Origin of the sequence: Ruegeria sp. AU67, assembly GCF_900312795.1 — a bacterium.
In the GTDB taxonomy this organism is placed as follows: domain Bacteria; phylum Pseudomonadota; class Alphaproteobacteria; order Rhodobacterales; family Rhodobacteraceae; genus Ruegeria; species Ruegeria atlantica.
Genome location: NZ_OMPH01000019.1, coordinates 19,513 through 40,953 on the forward strand (window position 1 = coordinate 19,513; position 21,441 = coordinate 40,953).

The following is a 21,441-nucleotide window of genomic DNA, read 5'->3' on the forward strand; positions in this document are numbered from 1 at the left end:
TACGGGCATGACAGACTTTAACCAACCGATCAGCGGCAATGATCTGGCGCGGTTTTCTGGGCCGAACACGTTCATGCGGTTGCCGCAGGCTGACTCGCTGGCCGGTCTGGATGTGGCCGTGCTGGGCATCCCGATGGATATCGGCACCTCGTGGCGGTCCGGCACGCGGTTTGGGCCAAAACAGATCCGCAGCGAAAGCGCGATGATCCGGCCCTATAATATGGCCAATTCGGCCGCTCCGTTCGACAGCCTGCAGATCGCGGATATCGGGGATCTGGCGATCAATACGTTCTCGCTGGCCGACAGCCTGAAGATCATCAAGGAAAGCTACGATTCAATACTCGATCAGGCGGTGATTCCCGTTGCGATGGGCGGCGATCATTCGATCACGCTGCCGATTTTGCGCGCTATTGCGGCCAAGCATGGTCCGGTCGCGCTGGTGCATGTGGATGCTCATGCCGACGTGAATGAAGAGATGTTCGGCGAGCGTGAAACGCACGGTACTGTCTTTCGCCGCGCCTATGAAGAAAAGCTGATCGTCCCGGACAAGACCTTTCAGATCGGCATTCGCGGTTCGGGTTACGCGGCCAGCGACTTCACTGAGGCGCAGGACTGGGGCTTTCGCCAATTCCCGGCGTGGGAGCTGTGGCAGCAGAACCTGACTGAGATCGGCTCACAAATCCGCAAAACGATCGGCGACCACCCGGTCTACATCACCTATGACATCGACAGTCTGGACCCGGCTTACGCCCCCGGCACCGGAACACCTGAAATCGGAGGGCTGACCACGCCGCAAGCGTTGCAGCTGATTCATGCGCTTTCGGGTGTGAAAGTGGTCGGATGCGATCTGGTCGAGGTGTCGCCGCCATACGATCCGTCAGGCAACACGGCGCTGACTGCAGCGAACTTGTTGTTCGAACTGCTGTGCATATTGCCAGGCGTGACGTCACGGTAAAAGAGTTCGCACCTTGTCTGCCAAAGCGATCCGAATATGGTCGGCGAAAGGGCTGGTCCGGGGATGAAAAAAATGGCGCTGTGGCTGATTGTTGTTCTGGTAATTTTGCTTGGAGCATACATTCGTTTTGCACCATCAGACCCGGCAAAATGGCATGTGGCACCGATAGGTGATCAGGACCGTGATCTTGATGGAGGTGTCGTCCGTGTGGTCGAAACGGGGCCGGATGGCCTGCTGCGGCTGGATGCGTTCGCACGCGTTTCAGACCGAACATCAGTTTTGGCCGGGTCTGTTGATGAAGGGATGATTACCTACATCACACGCACGAAAGTGATCGGCTTTCCGGACTACGCGACAGTGCAACAGGACGGAGACACGCTTCGCATCTACGCTCGTCTCAGGTTTGGCCGGTCAGATTTTGGGGTAAACCGCGCTCGTGTTGATGAGTGGCTTGCTCTGTTGCAGCCCTGAGGACAAGCACCCCTCCTGAACCTCGCGCCACATCGGTACGTTCAGAGACATCTGGCATTGCGCCATGAACATGCGGCCGTCGACCTGCAGGCAGATCATTTCGCCCAGTTCGACGCGGGTTCCGGATTTGTCGGTGCAATAGCAGTCCTGAACCTTGCCGCCGGGGCCGACCACGTCGGCCAGGGCGGGCGTTACGAGCAGTGTACAAACAAGTATCAACCGTTTCATGTGCAATAGCCTAGCATAGTGAGGGGCCTTGACCAAAGGGCCGGATTGATAGACACCGCCCGGATGATCCCCGAAGAACGACTTGAACAGATAACCCAGCGATTCCAGTACCTCGAAGCGGCCATGGCAGATGGTGCCTCGGGTGGGGATATTGCGGCCTTGGCCAAAGAATATTCCGACCTCAAACCGGTTGTGGATCAGATCATGGCGTGGCGTCAACTGGTCGCCGATCTGGCCGAGGCCGAGGCGATGCTGGCCGACCCGGACATGAAAGAACTGGCGGAAGAAGAAATTCCGGCATTGAAGACCCGCATCCCCGAATCCGAACACGCCTTGCAGCTTGCGTTGTTGCCCCGTGATGCGGCGGATGCGCGTCCGGCGATGCTGGAAATCCGCCCCGGAACTGGCGGAGATGAGGCCGCGCTGTTCGCCGGGGACCTTCTGCGCATGTACCAGCGGTATTCCGAAGCGCGGGGATGGAAGTTTGAGATCATCGAAGAACAGGCCTCGGACTTGGGCGGGATTAAAGAGGTCGTGGCGCATATCAAGGGCGAAAACGTGTTTGCCCGGATGAAATACGAATCCGGCGTGCACCGGGTGCAACGTGTGCCCGAAACCGAAAGTGGCGGACGCATTCACACCTCGGCTGCGACGGTCGCGGTTTTGCCCGAGGCCGAGGATGTGGACATCCAGATCGACGCCAATGATATTCGCATCGACACCATGCGCAGCTCGGGCGCTGGGGGGCAGCACGTGAACACAACCGACTCGGCGGTTCGGATTACCCACCTGCCGACGGGGATCGTTGTGACAAGCTCGGAGAAATCGCAGCACCGCAACCGAGAGATTGCGATGCAGGTGCTCAAAACCCGGCTGTATGATCAGGAGCGTCAGCGGATCGACAGTGAGCGGTCGGCTGATCGTGCCAGCCAAGTGGGGTCAGGGGATCGATCTGAACGGATCAGAACTTACAATTTTCCGCAGGGGCGCATGACCGATCACCGCATCAATCTGACGCTATACAAGCTGGATCAGGTGATGCAGGGCGATCTGGATGAGGTGATCGATGCGTTGACTGCCGATGATCAGGCGCGGCTGCTGGCCGATATGGCGCAATGATCGCCGCGCTGACAGCAGCACAGGCGATGGTCGCAGCCACGGCGCGATTGCGGGCGGCAGGCGTAGCCGACCCGGCACGGGACGCGCGCGTTTTGCTGGCCCATGCGGCGCGGATCGAAGCCAGCCGGGTCACTTTGATCGCGCCCGAAGAGCTGTCTCCTGAGATTGCAGAGCGTTATGATCAGTTGATCTCGCTGCGTGCGGTGCGTGTTCCGGTGTCGCACCTGTTGGGCGAGCGCGAGTTTTATGGCCGACGGTTCCGCGTCAGTCGCGATGTGCTGGACCCACGGCCGGAAACCGAAGCGCTGATCGAAGCCGCGCTCAGCGAACCGTTCGATCATGTACTGGATCTGGGTGTCGGCTCAGGCTGTATCCTGATCACGTTGCTGGCTGAACGGGCCAGTGCCTCGGGCGTGGGTGCGGACCTGAGCGAGGCCGCCTGTCTGCAGGCCAGCGCAAATGCAGTGCAACATCAGGTACAGGGTCGGGTGGAAATCCTGAAATCTGACTGGTTTCAGAATATTGACGGCCAGTTTGATCTGATCGTTTCGAATCCGCCCTACATTTCACTGCAAGAAATGGCCGACCTTTCGCCAGAAGTGCGCGTGCATGAACCGCGCATGGCGCTGACGGACGAAGGGGACGGGCTGGGCGCTTATCGCCGCATCGCGGCGGGTGCGCCGGACTTTCTATTGCCCGGCGGTCGCCTGTTGGTGGAAATCGGGCCAACGCAGGGGCAAAGCGTCGCGGCTTTGTTCGAGTCGGCGGGTTTGACAACCACACGGATCGTTCCCGATCTGGACGGCCGCGATCGCGTCGTTTTTGCCAAAATGCCGCTTTAATGCGGCAACCTGAGGCCGAAATACGCCGATTAATGTAAAAAAGCTGCGAATTTTTGGACAACCCCCTTGTCTGCACGCACAGGACGTGTTTACTCAACACCAGTCGGAGGGATGACGCTGGTTCAGCGGGCCCCGGACGCCAAGCCCAAAATGGTCGACATCGCGTCACAGCTAAGCTTTTGAGCAGTGCAGGATGCGAGATGATCGACAGCGAATGACAAGGCTGACGTAAAGTAAATGAGATCTTCCAAATCCCGCTCTCGGGTCAAGAATAACCGCAACCGCCCTTCTGGGGGTAATGTCGTAAACCGGGTTTTTGATAGCTCGGGTCCCGAAGGCAAGGTGCGCGGTACGCCCCAGCAGATTATCGACAAGTATAATCAGTTGGCGCGCGACGCCCAACTGTCCAATGACCGTGTGGCCGCTGAGAACTTTCAGCAGCACGCAGAACACTATCTGCGCCTGCTGAGTGAAGCACAGCGCGAAATGGAAGCGCGACGCGAAGAGCAAGACCGCCAGAACCGCGAGCGTCAGGCTGAGCGGGATCGCGAACGCGCCGAGCGCCAGGAGCGCGAAGCTGCCGCCCGTCAGTCGGACCCGGCCGAAGCGCCGCAACCGGACGTGATGGATTTCACACCCGAGGCAGCTACCCCGGAATCCGGTTTGGTTGAGACCCCGGAGAGCAAGGATGCTGCTGCTGCCACCGAAGCACCGGCGAAAAAAGAAAAAGCACCGCGTCGCCCGCGTACGCGCAAGCCAAAGCCTGCGCCAGAGGGGGCAGAGGACGCGCCGACAAGCAACGGTGATGCACCGGAAGCGGCTGAGTAATTTCCGTCATAGAGTTCAAAAAAGCCCAGGATTACGCTCCCGGGCTTTTTCTTTGCACATTAGTTTTTTTGAACTTCTCGGGCCAGCGCGCAGAACGCTTCGAGCGGGACTTGTTCGGCGCGCTCTGTTGGTTGAATCCCAGCCGCGAGCAGGCGGTCCTCGATATCCGGCGCCACGCCTTTTAGCGATGCGCGCAGCATCTTGCGGCGCTGGTTGAAAGCTGCGGCCACGACACGCGACAGAACCCGGGCATCCGCCGGATAGCGCGGTTCGGGCAGCGCCGTCAGGTGCACAACCGCGCTTGAGACCTTTGGTGGCGGCGTAAAAGCCCCGGGGGGCAGGGACATGGCGATGCGCGCCTCGGCCCGCCATTGGGCAAGGATCGCAAGGCGGCCATAGGCTTTGCCCCCGGGTTGGGCAACGATGCGTTCTGCGACTTCGCGTTGGAACATCAGCGTCAGGCTTTGCCAGAACGGCGGCCATTCGGGCGGGGTCAGCCAGCGCACCAGCAATTCGGTGCCAACGTTATACGGCAGGTTCGCCGCGATGCGGATCGGCGGGGTCAGATGCGCCAGCGGATCGATTTCCAGGGCGTCGCCGTTGATGACCTCAAGACGGCCCGGATAAGCAGCAGCGATGTCATTCAGGGCAGCGATACAGCGGGTGTCTTTTTCGACCGCGACGACCTTGCGCGCACCTTCGGACAACAGGCCACGGGTCAGACCACCGGGGCCGGGGCCGATTTCTAGCACGTCGCATTCTGTCAAATCGCCCGCCTGCCGCGCGATCTTGGCCGTCAGGTTGAGGTCCAGCAGAAAGTTTTGCCCCAGCGATTTACGCGCCGAGAGCTGATGTGTCGCGATAACCTCGCGTAGAGGGGGAAGGGTGTCGATTGAACTCATGATCCGATTACCGTGGCGCGTGTCCGGGGGGGAACGCCAGTGATTTTTTGCCTCCGGCGGGGATATTTTCAGCCAGGTGAAGGATCAAGCGCTTTGTGCCATCCGTTGGGCTAGTTTCAGCGCCTCGATCAGGCTGGTGGGGTTTGCCATGTCCTGTCCGGCGATATCCAGTGCCGTGCCGTGATCTGGCGAGGTGCGAATGAAGGGCAGGCCGAGGGTCACGTTGACGCCACGGTCGAAGTCGAGCGTCTTGATCGGGATCAATGCCTGATCGTGATACATGGCAATTGCGGCGTCATATCGGACGCGGGCGGCAGCGTGGAACATCGTGTCCGCCGGGTATGGGCCGGTAACCGTGCAGGTATCGCCCGGCAAATCAGATATCAGAGGGGCGATCCAGTCCAGTTCTTCATGCCCCATTTTACCGCCTTCGCCCGCATGCGGGTTGAGGCCTGCAATGGCGATGCGGGGATGGGGGATACCAAACTGTCTGCGCAGGCCTTCAGCGGTAATGGCGATGGTTTCGCGCAGCAGGTCGGGGGTGAGCTCGGACGGGACGCGCGACAGCGGAATGTGAATCGTTGCGGGCACCACGCGAAGCTGCTCGCTGGCCAACATCATCACGACGCGCTTGCGCCCGGCCAGAGCGGCGAGAAATTCGGTATGGCCAGGATAGGCGAACCCGGCCCCGTCGATCAGGGCCTTTTTGTGGATCGGTGCAGTGCACAGCGCCGATGCGGCACCGGATTGCACCAGGGAAACACCGGATTCGATTGCGTCGATCACACTGGGCGCATTGGACGGGTCCGGTTGGCCTGCTGCGTTTGTGGCGGGAAAGCTCAATTGCAGAACAGGCAGGGCATTCGCGCAGATATCAATGGCCTGTGCCGGATCGCTGATCCGCTGCGTAGGCGTGCCTGCCGGCAGATGCGCCGCGTCGCCGATATAGAAAAACGGGCAGCTCGCGCGCAGTTTTGACCAGGCTTTGGCGGCGATTTCAGGGCCTATTCCAGCGGGATCGCCACAACTAAGCGCGATGGGCGCGGTCATTGCTCGATGATCGTCGCGTCGGCGCGGAGCTGTTCAACCAGACTTTCGGCAAAGGCCTGAAGGCGCTGTTGTGTCAGGGCGTTGGCTACATCCACGCGCGTCGTGTCTTCGCCCCGGTCCAATGTGCGCGTACATAGCATCAGGAACTTCAGAGTCTGGCCATTGTTTCCCGTCAGCGTCGTCGAAACTTCGTTCAGGTCCAGCTTGGACAGCTCAAGCGCCACATCGCGGGGGATCTCGGACGGGCTGGCTTCGACACGTTGCAGTACCCCGGCAGGTTGATCCTTGGCGATACCGTAGAGGTCGTCGCAGTTATCAATCTGTTCGCGCAACTCGGCGGCTTTGGCCAGGGTTTCGGCACTGCGACCGCCGGCCATGTTGTAAATCGCGTAGTCGATCTTGGAGTAACGCGGCGCGCTGGTGCTTACTTCGCGCAATCCGCGCAGCTGGAACAAGGCGATCGCGTTGGGCAACGACAAGGGCTGTGTGATGTCGCCCGTTTTGAGACCTAGAATCACGGGTTGCAGGGCAGGCGGCAAGTCGGTCAGGTTAAGCCATTCCAAACGCCCGCCGTCATCGCGTGTGCCAGCTGCGGAATACTGTGTGGCGGCAGAGGAAAACGCATCGAAACCTTCAAGCAGTGCGATCTCTTCGGCTAGCAATTCGGCTTGGGCCAAGGTCTGCGGCGTGACCGGAATAATGATTTCCGACATCAGGACTTGAAGCCCGCCACTCCCGGCCTGTCCCAAAGCCCGGTTGATCTCGTCTTCGCTCGGCCTGGCCTGCGACAGAAAGCGCGAACTGACGTAGTCGCGCCACGACAGCTGATCAGCGACGAAATCCCGCACGGTTTCGGGGGAAACGCCAGATTCGCCCAGCAATTGCAGGAACTCATCGGTCGAAAGACGGCCACGGGCTGCAAACTCATCAATGCCCACCTGAATGTCTTCAGGTGCGACCTCGATTCCTGCGTCACGCATGGCCTGTTTGCGCAGTCGTTCGTCGATCAGCGAGTCGCGGACTTCGTCCTCGGTGGCGCCAGGGGCACCCAGAACAGTCAGGAATTGCTGGCGCTGCTGAAGTTCGTACCAGGTGACAATGTCCTGGTTGACCTTGATCGCAGGTGAAAACAGGCTCTGAGCCTGGCTGTGACCAGTGGACAGGGCCAGCAAAGCGGCAGCCAGTGCCGGTGCAACCGGCTTTAACCAACCGGAACGGACTATTCGCGAGAAACGTGAAATCAACTGCATCTTCTCTTGTACTGTTGGCCGTCACCCTCGACGGAATAACCTGTCAGGGCAACGGTAAACCCGAATTCTGTCGAAGGCTCAATACTTGATGATGAGGTAAATCGCCTGCTGACGGTCATGTTAACTTTTACACACTCATTCTGGTAGGTAACGCCCAGCCCATATCGGATCGGTTCGGATTCGCTGAGGTCATAGCGCGCATAGGCCTGCGTCAACCAGTTTTGGTCGACACGGTAACGCCCATTCATGCGGATCTCGGATATCTCATCATCCGCATTTTCCGCCGGGTCTGGTTCTTGCCAGACATAGCTGCCGGTAAGGCCGACATTCCGTTTGTTCCAGCCAGCGCGCATCTCGGCCTTGGAAAAGCTGAAATCACCGTTCAACAGTCCACGTCCCGCCAAAGACCAGCCATTGGCGGTTTGCAACTGACCGGCCAACAACACGTCGGAGGCGGTACCCTGTAGGCCCGACGTCAGGTTGAAGTTGGGGTCAGCGGTCGAGCGGAAGACCTGTCCGACAGTGGCAAGCGCGCGCCAGCCATTTGCGGCATAGCGCGCCCAATTGACCCCGAACACCGCCGTCGCGCCATCTTCGCGGCGATCCGGGGCCGGAAAGCGTGACAGGGACAACAGGTTCCCCTGGTCGAATTCCTGAAAGGTGCTTTCGTCATTGGGAACGTCCTGATCTGTCACGTTCGTCCAACCGACTTGCGCGATGGGTTCAAGCACCTGCGTGGCGCCTGACTTTTCCCGACGGGTCATCGGATAACGCAGTGTGAGTGCGGCGCGGGGGGCCGCGCGAGTCACCTGGTCAGGAAACTGGCTGTCATCTCGGATGTCAAAGATATCCACCGATGTCCCGAACCGGGCATCAGCCCTGAGGCCCGATGCGAAAATCCAGCTGCGCATCCAGTCCGCATCGAATGTGGCACGCGCGACATCGCGGCCAACGATATCCTGATCGCTGGTGCGTGTGTGATTGTGGGCCACAAAGCCCAAGCGAACTTCACCGCCGACAGAGGTTGGGAAGTAGCGTTTCTGAAAATACAGGTCGAAGATCCGTGATGGGATCACTTCCTCATTTTCGCTGTCTCGCAGGGATTTGTAATGGATGAAACTGGTGCGGAAGGCGGTATCGCGTTTGATCCGCTCAAGCGCGATTTCGCTGCGCAACCGGTCAAAATCGGGCAGGCCATAATCCGCGAGATAAGCGTTATCCGAAGTTGTCTTCACATCAAACAAAAGGCGGAAGTCGTTGTTCAGGAGGAAATAACCGTTGGCAAAAAGATAGCCCCGATCCTCGTTTTCTTGCAGGTCGTCGCGGGTGAAAGCGCCGTTCAGCTCAATCCGTCCGCGTTTGAATGCCTGGCGATAGCGATAGCCCAGTGTTCTTGTTTTCCCCGAGATATAGGGGGTCAGCGTCAGGTCCTTGTGGTCGCCAAGCTTAAAGAAATACGGCACCTGCACGCCGGTTCCCAGCTGCGATGTGGTGCGAATCGACGGGACAAGGAATCCTGTTGCGCGGTCCAGTGTCGGGTCGGGCAGGCGCAGATAGGGGAAGTAGAAAACCGGGAAATCCAGTATCCGGAACTGTGCTCCTTCGAAATACAGTTGGCGTTCCAATTGGTCATGCGTGACCTTGCGGGCGCGGATTTGCCACAGCGGCGGTTTGCCATTGGCGCAGACATGGCAGGACGTCGCCGAGACCTTGCTGAACTGTGTGTAACGCCCCCCCGCGCGCGCAGCCTGGACCGAGGCGATCTGAACCTGCTGATCGAACACCATGCGGGCTCCGATCAGCAGACCGTTCATGATCCCGTCATCCAGTTCGGCGGAATCAGCCAGCAACGTGGTTTCGCCGCCTTGATCAATGCGGACCGGGCCTTCCAGCGACAGATTGCCGGTTTCGCGGTCATAGGTGATGCGCGTGGCCGTGACCTTGGTGTCGCCCTGAAAGGCTTCGACATTCCCTTCGGCCACCAGATTACGCTCGGGTGTGATAAAGATCCGGTCGGCCACCAGGAGGGCAGGTTGATCTTCTTGCGTGGCAACCTGTGCGGCATCGGCAGCGGGTTGAGATTGCGCGAATGCGCCCACGGGCATGGTCAGTGCGACTGCACCGGACAGAAACAAACTGGCAATAAGCCGCATCAGCCGTCCTCCGCATGCAGCAAAAGGCCGAGGGACAGAAGAATGGCTGCGAAGGGCGGGGCCCAGGCCGCGACTAAGATAGGCAATTGACCGTTTTCCCCCAGAATTTGGGCAAAGTTGCGAATGAAGTAGATACCAAATCCCAGCAGGACGGCGGTTAAAACCGCGATCCCGGTGCCGCCAAATCGCACGTGGCGCATGGTGAAGGCCGCACCGATCAGGACCATCGACATCAGAAACAAGGGGCGGGCCAGTTGAACCTGCAACCAGACCTCATATTGCTTGGTCGAAAACCCGGCTTCGCGCAGGTCACGGATCAGTTCCGGCAGGTCATAGACCGATACGGAATCCTGATCGCCAAGCGTGTCCAGAATCCGCTGGCGTGTCAGCGATGTGGGAACCTCAAGCCGGACATGTTCAACGGCGTGGGTTTCCGGATTCACACCGCCTTCAAGCGCCCAGATCTTGGCATTGGTCAGGACCCATGTACCGTTCTCCAGATCGGCCTGGTCGGCCACGATTTGCTGGGTCGGTGTTCCGTCCGGGGCGAAGGTAATGATCGTTACCTGATTAAGGGTGAACCTGTCGCCGTTGGATGTATCCTGGGCATGGATCACGGATTGGCCATCGGCCGATCCCTGCCGCAACCAAAGGCCGTCGGCGCTGATCGACAGCGTTGATCCGCCGTTATTTTTGTAGGATTCGGCAAGCTGTTTGTACTCTTCCGACGTGGCGGCTGCGATGGGGTTCAGCATGCCAACCGCCAGTGCGCCGATGATCAGGGCGATCACCACAGGGGCCAACAGGGCGCGGATGCCTGATCGGCCGGTGGCGCGGGTCACAACCAGTTCCGAACTGCGGGCCAGACCGATAAACAACGCGATCGTGGACAGGATGACCAGCAACGGCAGCATTTCGCTGATCGCGGCAGGCGTATTCAGCAACGTCAACTGCAACAGCTGACCAAAGGACAGATTTGCATCGTCAAAGCGGCGCACCTGTTCGATCAGGTCAATCAGAATCATCAGTGTCAGGAAAATGCTGCCGATGACCAGGAAACTTTGAATGAATCGGCGGGCGAAGTAGCGGTCGAGGATCACGAAGGAACTCCTGCCGAAAAGACGCGCAAACAGCCTTTGGTCGGGTGCAGACCAGAATCACCGCTGCACGCAATTGTGCGCGACGGCCTATGCCTGCTCTGTCTTGCCAAAACCTTCTCCCCCGAGCCTGTCGGATTTTTTCCGGGACTGTAATCCAAATGCGGGCCGGGGAAAACTGCTATCTGGTCAAGCCGCGCGGCGCGGGCTAGGTCTTGGGGAACTGATTTTGAGGAGTTCGCAATGAGCAGTCTTGTACCGATCCATTTCCAGGACCCCGACATGGATACGATGGCGCAGGCCGAAGGGCGCGTGGCCATAATCATCCCGTCCGACGGCAAAATGAACCCCGCCGCCCGTCGCGCCAACCGCCTGACCCGCGGAGCTGTGACACGGCTGGTCGAAAGCGAGCGGTTCGAAAAGGTGAAAACCGGTGACGTGATCTCGATGGCGTGGCCATCCGGCATGGCAGCCGAGGCGCTGGACGTTCTGGTCCTGCCGCGCCGCCCCGAACCCGCCGAGGCCCGCAAGGCCGGTGCCGCGCTGGCCAAGCTGGCGGGCAGCAAGGACCTGCTGGTGATGTCGGGCAATCAGGTCAAGGCCGAGGTTCTGGCCATGGGCATCGCGCTGCGCAGCTATGATTTTGATGCGCACAAAACCAAGGAGTCTGATGAGGCCGGTTCAGTCATCATAACCCACCAGAAGGCGGATGAGATCGAGGCTGCGTTTGCACCGCTCTACGCCGTTGCCGACGGTGTCCGCATGACACGCGATTTGACCAACGAGCCTGCGAATATCCTGACCACCACCGAATTCGCCGACCGTCTGGACGAGATGAAGGCACTGGGGCTTGAGGTCGAAGTGCTGGAAGAAGACAAACTGGCTGAGCTGGGCATGCGTACGCTGCTGAGCGTGGGGCAGGGGTCGGTCAGCCCTTCGAAGGTTGTGGTGATGCAATGGAATGGCGGCGACAAAGATGACGCGCCGCTGGCTTTGGTCGGTAAGGGCGTGGTGTTCGACACCGGTGGTATTTCGCTGAAACCTGCGGGTGGCATGGAAGACATGACCATGGACATGGGCGGCGCGGGTGTCGTTGCTGGCACCATGCGCGCGCTGGCTAAACGCAAGGCCAAGGCCAACGTTGTCGGCTTGGTCGGATTGGTGGAAAACATGCCTTCGGGCAACGCCACGCGTCCGGGTGATGTGGTCAAATCCATGAAGGGCGACACGGTCGAGATCATCAACACCGATGCCGAGGGCCGTTTGGTTTTGTGCGACGTGATGTGGTACGCGCAAGAACGGTTCAAGCCTGTGGGCATGGTCGATCTGGCCACCCTGACCGGAGCGATTATTATCGGCCTTGGGCATGAGAACGCGGGCGTATTTTCGAACAACGACACGTTCTGTAATGCCTTCCTGAAGGCGGCAGGGGCCGAGGACGAAGGCGCATGGCGAATGCCGTTGGGCGAAGCCTATGACAAGCAGCTGAAGTCGCGGATCGCCGACATGAAGAACGTGGGCGGACGCCCTGCGGGTTCGATCACGGCGGCGCAGTTCCTGCAGCGGTTCGTAAAAGAAGACATGCCCTGGATTCACCTGGATATTGCTGGTGTTGCTTCGGTCTCGTCCGAGACATCCTACGCCCCGAAGGGCGCAACCGGCTGGGGTGTCCGCGCGCTGAGCCGTTTCGTTCAGGACAACTTCGAGTAAGCCGATGGGTGCCGTCTATTTCTATCACCTGACCCGCCAACCGTTGGAGCATACCTTGCCGGTGCTGCTGGACAAGGCACGGCAGGCCGGGTGGAAGATTGCCGTGCGGGGCAGCGATCCCGCGCGGATGGACTGGCTGGATGAAAAGCTTTGGCAGGGGCCCGAGGAAGGGTTTCTGCCACATGGCCGCGCAGGCGGTCCGCGCGATGCCGCGCAGCCGATCCTGCTGACGACCGAGGCGCAGGCTGCCAATGACCCGTCTTGTGTCATGGCGGTAGATGGCGCGGCGGTCGACCCCGAAGAGATCAAGAAATTGGACCGTGTATGTATCTTGTTCGATGGCAATGACGCAGAGGCCGTTCAACACGCGCGCGGGCAGTGGAAGGCTTTGACCGGTGCGGGATGTTCCGCCCAATACTGGTCCGAAGAATCCGGGCGCTGGGAAAAGAAGGCTGAGGCTTAGGGCCCGAGCCACTTTCCGGAAGGTATGGTGGTCATTGCGCAAGAATGTGGGATCAGAAACGCCTCAATGACCGAATTGAAGTCCAAATTGACGGATGCGGTACACGGCAAAAATGACTGCTTTCAATCTTTAAGGCCTAAGTTTGAGGAACCAAATGTCCAATAAAGCCCAGTCTCTCTTGCGCCAGCCGCTAATTCTGCCCTGCGGTGTAACTCTTAAAAATCGTATTGCTAAATCGGCGATGTCTGACTCGCTTGGTGATGGCAAAGGCAATCCAAGTGATGATCAAATCAAGCTCTATGAGCGTTGGGCAACTGGCGGCCTCGCCCTGTCGATCATCGGCGAAGTGCAAGGCACACCTCATTTTGCAGAGAAGCCCGGCAATTTGGTTATGAACGATCAATCCGATTTCGCATTTCTAAGAAAACTTGCACAGGCAGGGGCAACCAACGACGCCCATTTATGGCCGCAACTTGGACATGCAGGTGCGATGGCGGATGCTCCGATCAGCTCGCCGAAGGGTCCGAGTAGACTTGATTTGCCTGGTCTGAAATGCGGCGTGCTGTCCTTGGATGACATCCACGCGCTGCCGGCCGAATTTGCACGCACGGCAAACCTTGCCAAGCAGCTCGGGTTCGGTGGCGTTGAGTTGCATGCGGCCCATGGATTCTTACTCAACCAGTTTCTGTCTCCGCTATTCAACAAACGCGAAGATGCCTATGGCGGTGCTTTGCAAAACCGGATGAGACTGCTGCTGGAAGTGATCAGCGCCGTGCGTGATGCCGTTGGCCCGGATTTCCCTGTGGGCATCAAGTTGAACGCGACGGATCAACTTGAAGGCGGCTTCGCTGAAGATGAATCCCTTGAGGTCATTGCGGCATTAGACAAAACAACAATTGATCTGATTGATGTCAGCGGTGGCACATATTTTCCGGGTGCTGCGTCATCATCGGATCGTGCGGGTTCCGGTGCCTATTTTCTTGATTTTTCTGAACGTGCGCGTGCGAAAACGAACATTCCCCTTATGGTGACGGGCGGTTTCAAGACGCTTGCACAGGCCAAAAGCGCCATTGCAGAAGGCAAGGCAGATCTCGTTGGATTGGCCCGCGCATTGGTCGTTGATCCAGAATTGCCATCATTTTGGCTTTCCGATCAACGCGACGAGCCGCAATTCCCACGTTTCAAAAACCCTCCGGAAGGCGGTGTGACTGCATGGTACACGATGCAAGTCACGCGGATCGCCAGGGGGGAAAACGCGCTTGAACCCGACGAGCTAGAGGAAGCAATAGCGGCATACGAGGCCAGAGATGAGGTTCGACGAGAGGTTTGGAATTCTCATTTCAGGTGAACTTCACGAGCAACCTAAAGCCGACATTGGCGCAGCCGCAGTGACCGGCAGCATTGGTCCGCATGGCGGACCAAAACTTAAAAAAAAGCGCATTCGCTGGAATCGGCATGGATACCCGTATCACAGGGGGCAGAAACGCCGTGTGCTGCGTTTGGCTTTATTCCGCTTTTTGCAGAGAGGTTTGAATAAGCCCAACCCCTTGTTGCACCGGAATTGCTCGCCTGCACCCTTGCCCTACCTGTTCTCTGCATTAGGGTGCGCCACGTTGCGAGCAGAAGGATTTTGAGATGAAAAAGAACCCATTGGGGCGCACTGGTATTGAAGTGACGGATCTGTGCCTTGGAACCATGACGTTTGGCGCGCAGACCTCTGAGGCCGATGCACATACCCAGATCGATATGACGCTGGAGGCGGGGATCAATTTCGTTGACGCTGCTGAAATGTACCCGGTGAACCCGGTCTTGAAAGAGACCGTGGGGCGGACCGAGGAAATCCTGGGCAACTGGAATGCGGTGAACCCCGCGCGGCGGGCGGAATACATTCTGGCGACCAAACATTCCGGTGCAGGTTTCGCCCATGCCCGCGACGGGGCACCGATTTCTGCGCAAACGATTCCCGAAGCGATCGAGGGATCTCTGCGTCGTTTGCAGACAGATTGCATCGATCTGTATCAGTTTCACTGGCCCAATCGCGGCAGTTACATGTTTCGACAGAACTGGGACTATGCGCCGTCTGGTCACAACACCGATGAGGTGTTGGCGAATATGCAGGAATGTCTTGAAGCCCTGCAACAGCAAGTCGACAAGGGCAATATCCGCGCATTCGGCCTGTCGAATGAAAGCGCATGGGGCACCGCGCAATGGCTTCGGCTGGCCGAGCAGATGGGCACGCCTCGGGTCGCTTCGGTTCAGAATGAGTATTCTCTGCTGTGCCGCCATTTCGACACCGATATGGCCGAGCTAAGCGTGCACGAGGATGTCGGCCTGATGGCGTTTTCTCCGTTGGCTGCAGGGTTTCTGACGGGCAAATATCAGGGCGGAGCGGTGCCTAAAGGTTCGCGCATGGATCTGGTTCCGACCATGGGTGGGCGTAAGTACGAGCGTGTGTTTGGGGCCGTCGATGCCTACCTGGAGATCGCGCAGCGGCATGGCCTGGATCCGGTGCATATGGCGCTGGCATGGTGCCGGACACGCCCGTTCATGATGTCTGCCATATTTGGCGCGACTACGGTTGCGCAGCTGGCCCATATTTTGGCGGGCACAGAGGTGGTGTTGGCGGATGACGTTCTGGCGGATATCGGTGCCGCGCATCGCGCGCATCCGATGCCGTTCTAGGGGCGCGCTGCCAAGTCGTCGATTGCACTTCTGGTTGGCACCTCCTCGCAATTGTCGGCTTGGGTCAAAATTTTTAGCGCCCGCGCACATTGTTGACCGTCAAGGCGATAAACGCGCTATCAAGATAATGATGTTCAGGATACTTGAACGCCGCGGACAGCCCTTTGCACACATTGGCCATTGCCGTGGCGAACGTAAGCATAGAGCCCGTTCCTCCGGATGCTGCGCGGCGCACGAACTTCCGCTCTTGAGGCTGAGCATCGACAATCGCGTTGCACCCGGTTGGGCTAAAGTTCCCAGCTGAACCCTGTCGCTTTTTCAGTCACGTCCCAAAGCCTTGTCATGACGGGTTTGTCATACGCGTGCGGATTCAATGTACCCTTACCGACCTGGCCAACCGCTTCCATACGGCCCGTCGGCCCGTAAAGCGCGCGTTGTTCGGTCAAAGTCTCTTCGGTGGCGCACATGACTTCGGGATAGGACCCTTGCTCGGCCGTTTGAACCATCGGCGTCTTGGTCATGAGCCACCAGATGAACCGTATCGTCCGGTTGCCACTCGTGCTGATCAGTGACGTTGCCGACGAGCCGGGATGGCAGACATAGACGTCGACCTCGGTGCGCTCAGCGGCGGCAAGCCTGTCCTGTAGTTCATAGGCGAACATCATTTGCGCCAGCTTGCTTTGTGAGTAGGCGGTATTAGGCCCGTAACCCTCTTCCCAGTTCATGTCGTCAAACTTGATCGTCTTCAGACCCATGTTGTAGCCAAGACTGGCGACAACAACGATCCGACCTTTTGAGGCTTCAATCCGTTCAAACAGAAGACCACAGAGTAGGAAGTGACCGTAGTGGTTTGTGCCAAGCTGGCTCTCGAACCCATCTTTTGTCAGCTTGCGGGTTGGCACCTGCGCGATAGCAGCATTGCAGATGAGCGCATCGATCCGGGGAACGGAATTCAGAACCTCGTCCGCAGCTTCGCGTACGCTTGCAAGCGAGGCCAGGTCCATGCAAATGAAGCTCACTTCCGCCTCGCTGCCGAACTCACTCTTCAGGTTCGCAACTGCCGCCTGAGACTTCTCAGCCGAGCGGTTCAACATCACAACCTTGGCGTTCTTTTTGAGGAGCGTCCGCGCGGCCTGGAACCCGGCACCAGCGTTGGCACCCGTGATGAGGTAGGTCTTGCCGGAGAGGTCGCCGAGGCGCACAGGCATCCAGCCTTTGGGTCCAAATGTGGTATCTGGCATCTTTTGTCTCCTATCCGCGTTGGCGCATGGGCCAAGCGAACTTTGTTTAAGCATGGAAATGCAGATAGCTCTCGCCAGCATGCAGAAACAGGCAAGATCATCGCAAATACTTGCCCGATTGTATCAAGGTAGTTGCCAGCATCGACCTGGAGCCATTACATCGCTCTTATGAGCAAGGATCAGATCAAGCAAATCATCGCAGACCGAACCGAAACGGACGGCGTGACGGAGACGGGCATCAAGGGTGTGCGGTTTTTTCGTGCCAAGCAATCAATCCCCTGTGTTCCGGCCGTTTACGAACCCTGCGTCGTGGCCATTGTCAGCGGGGTGAAGGAAGCCGTTTTGGATGGCCGAAGATACGAATACGACAACAGCCAGTATCTCTGCTGCCCAATGTCGATGCCGGTCAAGGCGGGGACGCCTTTGGCGTCACATGACAGCCCACTCTACGGGGTCATGATCTCTCTTGAGCAACGCGCCATGGCCGAGCTGGAAATGGAGATGGAAAATGCCGGGGGCGCTCTGCCTTCGGTCAAAGGAGAGCTGAGGGAGCCGGGAATTAGGCTCGCGCGATGGGACGATGGGTTCACGGAAGCGCTGTTGCGGCTACTGCGGCTCGGAGACAGCGAGACGGATACATCGGTTCTCGGCGAGGCGCGATTGCGCGAGGTGCTCTATTCGATCCTGAAGGGAGAAGCTGGCACTTTCGCCCGGCAGGCATTCCGCGCAGGTAATGCCATTGCGCGATCAATTGCGCATGTGTCATCAAATCTGGATGCGTCAATCTCGATTGACGATATGGCGAGCCGGGCGGGCATGAGCCGGGCGGTCTTCCATCGAAAATTCAAGCAGGTCACGACGATGGCACCAATCCAATTCGTTAAGTCGATGCGCCTCAACAACGCCGCCATGAAGATCGCGGGTGGCATGCCCGTAAACGAAGCCGCAATGGACGTAGGCTATGTCAGCTCGTCCCAATTCAGTCGCGAGTTCAGGCGCATGTATGGGCAATCGCCAAGACAATGGGGTGATGCACAGCAACTACAGGCGGGTGTTGCTTGAGGTTGTTTTTTTGATAGAAAAGCAGACCTTGGCGCAGCCGCAGCGGAATGGCGCTTTGTCCGCGAAACAGACGCACACAAAAATTCTGCGAATGACCGCATCGAGCCCAAAGACGACTTAGGTGATGAGTGCAGCATTTGTCGTCCAGGGCACATTCCGGTCATTCTCGGCGAGCATTTCGGAGTCTGAGCATCGCCACAGCAATTCGGCTCAGTGCCCATAGTAACGAGTGTTGGGAGCTAAAACAGCGGCGACAATGCACACATAAGCTGCCATAATCCCAGACCGCATCACACGAAAAACTCCGCCCGCTCTACAACCCAAATCATGGCGATCAGGCTGGCACAGGCGGCAACGGCGGCTCGCGACCCGACCCATACGCGGCCCGGCAACTTGCGTAGAAACAGAACAAGAGGCCAGATCAGCAAAACGATCATCAACTGCCCTATTTCGACACCAACATTGAAGGCAAGCAAGCTGTGCCAGACATTTGGCGCATCAACCCGCAGGATTTGGTGCAGCATGAAGGAAAAGCCAAATCCGTGCAGCAGACCAATGCTTGAGGTGATGGCAAAAGCTTTTAGATCACCATGTTTTTGGTCAGAAGGACGGACGGCCATTATGGCGGCGTAGATAATTGACAAAGCAATTGCCAACTCGACTGTCGGGATGAACCATGCGCCGCTTGGGGCGATGCCAAAAAAGCCGAGGATCAGCGTCACCGTGTGGCCAAGGGTGAATCCCGTTACGCGCGCCAACAGGCTATGCAGGTTCAGCGCTCCGATGATCATACAAAGTACGAATAGAACATGGTCGGGGCCTTCCAATATGTGTCGAATGCCCTCGACAACAAAGGTCGAAGCGGCAGCGGTTGCAGATCCGGAAACGGTGACCGGATCGTGCATAAGCCCGGTCGCGCGAAAAGTGCGGATTAGCTCTCCATTGTAATCAAGGATTAGGTTCGCTGTATCTTCCTGCCCCGGCAGTCCGGGGTTTGATCTATGTGAAAGGCTGTATGTGTCAACGGGACCGATATTGTAGCGCAAGTGCAGATCCAGCATGACGTCGCCGACATAGGTCTCGCCTACGGCGCGCGGAAATACGTTCCTACCAGTTACCGCGGATTGTGCTTCTTCCAGGGTGGCAAACCCCAGCTCAGACCCCAGGGGATGCAATCGCATGGATACGACAGTTACGGGTTGTGCGTGCCCTTCGACCGACAAATCAACAGTATCGGCTGCAAGAGCTGCCAATCCTTCCGGATCGCTTCGCAGCGCGTGTTGATCCAGATAGTGCATCAGAACACCACCTTCGATCTGATTGTATGTATATGGCGCCGGGGTGGGCAGGCCCTCGGAATCTTCAGACCCGACCAGACCCGCCATAACATAGGACATCGGCATTCGTAGATAGATGTCCAACCCATCGCCGGAATGAGACACGTGATGCACTCGTACGTTCTGATTCAGCTTGAAATGAGCCAATGCGGGCTGAGTGAGCAAGCTGATAACGGCTGCAAGAAATATGAAGACATGCCTCATGAGTTGCCTCCTTCCGATGTGAATTGACGATTCACTCGAGCTTCAAGAATTGTCAGACCTGTTAAGAACCATGCGTCTTCGTACTGCCGGACTTCCAGCAATGCGCGATACGACACGGTGCGACGATGCAAGTGGCCCCAATGACCGCCACTGACCGTGGCGTTCCAGCGGGCCAATACCTGATTGCTGCCATCTGCGTTGGGATCGACGCTTTCTACCACCAACCCTTCAGTGGATTCGATCTGAGCGGTGGCACCCGATGGCAGAGATACAGACAAACCGCGCCGGATTTCTGCCCCGACGTCATTCAGTGCCTGTGCGGTGACGAAAGCATTCAGGACTTCTGACATCTGGGGGCCCTGCGTCTCCAATCGCGCAGTTGCGAGGTTTGAGACAATTTTCTCGGTAATCTCGACAGCTGCATCTGTGTTGGCCAGCGTACCGGCCGGAAGTGTCATTTCCCACGTCGCGGTCCTCAGAACGGTGGCAGCGAGACAGATTGAAAGGGCACCCACAGCCCATCCCTGCCACTGACCCGAGCGGTTTCGCCATGCAAACGCCCCAAGGAATACTGCAAAGACAACAAGCCCAAGTGACCAGACCGGAACCGGTATAGAGCGCACAGCGGCAACCCTGACCGGCTGTGTTCTTGGATCACTCCAGTTCAGAATATAGTTTTTCCACGAAATGTCGGGCACATCTCGGGTCACTTGCCCGGGCACAGCCCCGGCGGGATCCGAAATTTGAACAGGTATGGTTTCTGCTTCTTCAGTAAATAAGTCCCATTTCAAGGAAACCTCATTGGGCAATGTATCGCGGGGGTAAGACAGAACTATGCCAAGCAGGGCAGTATCCCGATTTGTATTCAACGGATTTTCAAGAACTTTCAAACCATTAACGCCAACAGAAAGCTGCTCAACCTTTGCCGCGCTTGGAACGATAGGCTGACCGTCAATTGTCAATGGATTGCTACTCAAAAACAAATCGATGGCCTGCTGCTCAATATTGGCCATCGCAGCGGCATCAAGGTCTGTCGTTTCTCCAAGTCTTAGATCGACCCAGCCTTCCAAATCACGCAGACGGAAGATCACCTCGTGGCGAACTTCTCGCGGCTCAACAGACACGAAGGACATGAGCGCTGATTTGTGGTGCCTGGTCAGGTTCGGGTTCTCAAACCGACTGTACCAGGGGTCGTTCCAGTTGGGATAAAACACCTCAGACCGGGAAAGATATCGATAATCTGTGACGGCCACGCCAAGGTGATCGAAGATCACCCCGATGGCCGCGGTTGGAATTCCATCAGATGTGAGCGGCGGTTTGAATTCAATTTCCGTTGGTTGGTCAGTAAAAGGATAGTCAAGGACGACGGAAACGACCTGCGCTGATCGTTCGTCATTTGAAGGCAGGCCGTAGCTTGGCCTGAACGCTGTTACCCTCGGTTTTCTGGGGCGCACTTCAAGCTGATAGGTTTCGGGTACAAGGGCCGTGCCATCTGCATGAACTTCCAACGCTTTGCCTGTTCTTTCGGTCAGGCTGCTGACCTGATCTTCACCGTCCCCAGGTTTCGCCAGAAAGCCGTGAACATCACCAAGGTCGATCTCCAACGCGACCCGGACTCGGTCTTCCAGAACAGAAATTTCGGCGAAGTTAGCAGCAGTTTCCGCACCATTCGCTGGCAGCAAGTCGGCTTGCGTTGGTATCGGGCGCAAGAGTAAAAAGACGGCAAGAATGATCAAAGGTTTAAAAGGCATCATGAGAGAACACTCCTTTGCAGGCCCTATTCTGTGCTTCCTGATCCAAGCCCGAGGTTTTGCCTGAAAAAAGAAGCACAGAGGCCGGTGCCGGAT

The 21,441-nt window shown here is 57.8% G+C and carries 20 protein-coding genes; 10 read left to right on the forward strand and 10 right to left on the reverse strand.

Going from position 1 to position 21,441, the window contains the following annotated elements; all coding sequences use genetic code 11:
• Nucleotides 1-7: 7 nt before the first annotated feature.
• On the forward strand, nucleotides 8-955 hold the full coding sequence (gene speB / locus DK510_RS08400; RefSeq protein WP_109311698.1) for an agmatinase: 948 nt from the start codon (nucleotides 8-10) through the stop codon (nucleotides 953-955).
• 72 nt (nucleotides 956-1,027) lie between these two features.
• Nucleotides 1,028-1,426 (forward strand): DUF1499 domain-containing protein, encoded by a 399-nt coding sequence (locus DK510_RS08405; protein ID WP_370246255.1) that lies wholly within the window; start codon nucleotides 1,028-1,030, stop codon nucleotides 1,424-1,426.
• Here the strand turns inward: DK510_RS08405 and DK510_RS08410 are convergent.
• Nucleotides 1,367-1,654 carry a hypothetical protein gene (locus tag DK510_RS08410; RefSeq protein WP_109311700.1) on the reverse strand — a complete coding sequence of 96 codons (288 nt, stop codon included), beginning with the start codon at nucleotides 1,652-1,654 and terminating at the stop codon, nucleotides 1,367-1,369. The two genes, DK510_RS08405 and DK510_RS08410, sit on opposite strands and share 60 nt — an antisense overlap.
• 63 nt (nucleotides 1,655-1,717) lie before the next feature.
• Here DK510_RS08410 and prfA point away from each other — a divergent pair, with 63 nt between their 5' ends.
• From prfA to DK510_RS08425, 3 genes are all read left to right on the forward strand, one after another.
• Nucleotides 1,718-2,773, forward strand: a complete 1,056-nt coding sequence (prfA, locus tag DK510_RS08415) for a peptide chain release factor 1 (RefSeq protein ID WP_058277596.1) — start codon at nucleotides 1,718-1,720, stop codon at nucleotides 2,771-2,773.
• Entirely contained in the window at nucleotides 2,770-3,615 is an 846-nt protein-coding gene (prmC, locus tag DK510_RS08420) for a peptide chain release factor N(5)-glutamine methyltransferase (RefSeq protein WP_109311701.1), read from the forward strand. The genes prfA and prmC overlap by 4 nt, the downstream gene beginning before the upstream one ends.
• Before the next feature lie 237 nt (nucleotides 3,616-3,852).
• Complete coding sequence (locus DK510_RS08425) at nucleotides 3,853-4,443, forward strand: DUF4167 domain-containing protein (RefSeq protein ID WP_109311702.1); 591 nt, start codon at nucleotides 3,853-3,855, stop codon at nucleotides 4,441-4,443.
• Between the two features lie 59 nt (nucleotides 4,444-4,502).
• On the opposite strand, the gene rsmA is transcribed toward DK510_RS08425, so the two are convergent.
• The 5 genes from rsmA to lptG all read right to left on the reverse strand — a co-directional run bounded on the left by rsmA (nucleotide 4,503) and on the right by lptG (nucleotide 10,898).
• Nucleotides 4,503-5,345 (reverse strand): 16S rRNA (adenine(1518)-N(6)/adenine(1519)-N(6))-dimethyltransferase RsmA, encoded by an 843-nt coding sequence (rsmA, locus tag DK510_RS08430; RefSeq protein ID WP_109311703.1) that lies wholly within the window; start codon nucleotides 5,343-5,345, stop codon nucleotides 4,503-4,505.
• An 84-nt stretch (nucleotides 5,346-5,429) separates the two neighbouring features.
• The gene (pdxA, locus tag DK510_RS08435) at nucleotides 5,430-6,395 is read right to left on the reverse strand and encodes a 4-hydroxythreonine-4-phosphate dehydrogenase PdxA (RefSeq protein ID WP_109311704.1); all 966 of its coding nucleotides are present in this window, start codon (nucleotides 6,393-6,395) and stop codon (nucleotides 5,430-5,432) included.
• Entirely contained in the window at nucleotides 6,392-7,645 is a 1,254-nt protein-coding gene (locus DK510_RS08440; protein ID WP_109311705.1) for a peptidylprolyl isomerase, read from the reverse strand. Before DK510_RS08440 ends, pdxA begins: the two co-directional genes overlap by 4 nt.
• Entirely contained in the window at nucleotides 7,636-9,798 is a 2,163-nt protein-coding gene (locus DK510_RS08445) for an LPS-assembly protein LptD (RefSeq protein ID WP_109311706.1), read from the reverse strand. The genes DK510_RS08440 and DK510_RS08445 overlap by 10 nt, the downstream gene beginning before the upstream one ends.
• Nucleotides 9,798-10,898: an LPS export ABC transporter permease LptG gene (lptG, locus tag DK510_RS08450; protein WP_109311707.1), complete on the reverse strand. Its 1,101-nt coding sequence runs from the start codon at nucleotides 10,896-10,898 to the stop codon at nucleotides 9,798-9,800. The genes DK510_RS08445 and lptG overlap by 1 nt, the downstream gene beginning before the upstream one ends.
• Before the next feature lie 240 nt (nucleotides 10,899-11,138).
• On the opposite strand from lptG, the gene DK510_RS08455 reads away from it, so the two are divergent.
• From DK510_RS08455 to DK510_RS08470, 4 genes are all read left to right on the forward strand, one after another.
• Nucleotides 11,139-12,605 carry a leucyl aminopeptidase gene (locus DK510_RS08455; RefSeq protein ID WP_109311708.1) on the forward strand — a complete coding sequence of 489 codons (1,467 nt, stop codon included), beginning with the start codon at nucleotides 11,139-11,141 and terminating at the stop codon, nucleotides 12,603-12,605.
• 4 nt (nucleotides 12,606-12,609) lie between these two features.
• Nucleotides 12,610-13,068 (forward strand): DNA polymerase III subunit chi, encoded by a 459-nt coding sequence (locus DK510_RS08460; RefSeq protein WP_109311709.1) that lies wholly within the window; start codon nucleotides 12,610-12,612, stop codon nucleotides 13,066-13,068.
• 154 nt (nucleotides 13,069-13,222) lie between these two features.
• Nucleotides 13,223-14,416 carry an NADH:flavin oxidoreductase/NADH oxidase family protein gene (locus DK510_RS08465; protein ID WP_109311710.1) on the forward strand — a complete coding sequence of 398 codons (1,194 nt, stop codon included), beginning with the start codon at nucleotides 13,223-13,225 and terminating at the stop codon, nucleotides 14,414-14,416.
• Between the two features lie 287 nt (nucleotides 14,417-14,703).
• Nucleotides 14,704-15,750 (forward strand): aldo/keto reductase, encoded by a 1,047-nt coding sequence (locus DK510_RS08470; RefSeq protein WP_109311711.1) that lies wholly within the window; start codon nucleotides 14,704-14,706, stop codon nucleotides 15,748-15,750.
• A 73-nt stretch (nucleotides 15,751-15,823) separates the two neighbouring features.
• Here the strand turns inward: DK510_RS08470 and DK510_RS23495 are convergent, their stop codons facing one another.
• Nucleotides 15,824-15,952 carry a hypothetical protein gene (locus tag DK510_RS23495; RefSeq protein ID WP_255414866.1) on the reverse strand — a complete coding sequence of 43 codons (129 nt, stop codon included), beginning with the start codon at nucleotides 15,950-15,952 and terminating at the stop codon, nucleotides 15,824-15,826.
• Nucleotides 15,953-16,037: 85 nt separating this feature from the next.
• The gene (locus DK510_RS08475; protein WP_109311712.1) at nucleotides 16,038-16,991 is read right to left on the reverse strand and encodes an SDR family oxidoreductase; all 954 of its coding nucleotides are present in this window, start codon (nucleotides 16,989-16,991) and stop codon (nucleotides 16,038-16,040) included.
• Nucleotides 16,992-17,159: 168 nt separating this feature from the next.
• Here DK510_RS08475 and DK510_RS08480 point away from each other — a divergent pair, with 168 nt between their 5' ends.
• Nucleotides 17,160-18,053, forward strand: coding sequence for an AraC family transcriptional regulator (locus DK510_RS08480; protein WP_109311713.1), 894 nt, complete (start codon nucleotides 17,160-17,162; stop codon nucleotides 18,051-18,053).
• Nucleotides 18,054-18,343: 290 nt separating this feature from the next.
• Here the strand turns inward: DK510_RS08480 and DK510_RS08485 are convergent, their stop codons facing one another.
• The gene (locus tag DK510_RS08485) at nucleotides 18,344-19,594 is read right to left on the reverse strand and encodes a HupE/UreJ family protein (protein ID WP_109311714.1); all 1,251 of its coding nucleotides are present in this window, start codon (nucleotides 19,592-19,594) and stop codon (nucleotides 18,344-18,346) included.
• Entirely contained in the window at nucleotides 19,591-21,348 is a 1,758-nt protein-coding gene (locus DK510_RS08490; RefSeq protein ID WP_109311715.1) for a hypothetical protein, read from the reverse strand. The genes DK510_RS08485 and DK510_RS08490 overlap by 4 nt, the downstream gene beginning before the upstream one ends.
• Nucleotides 21,349-21,441 lie beyond the last annotated feature (93 nt).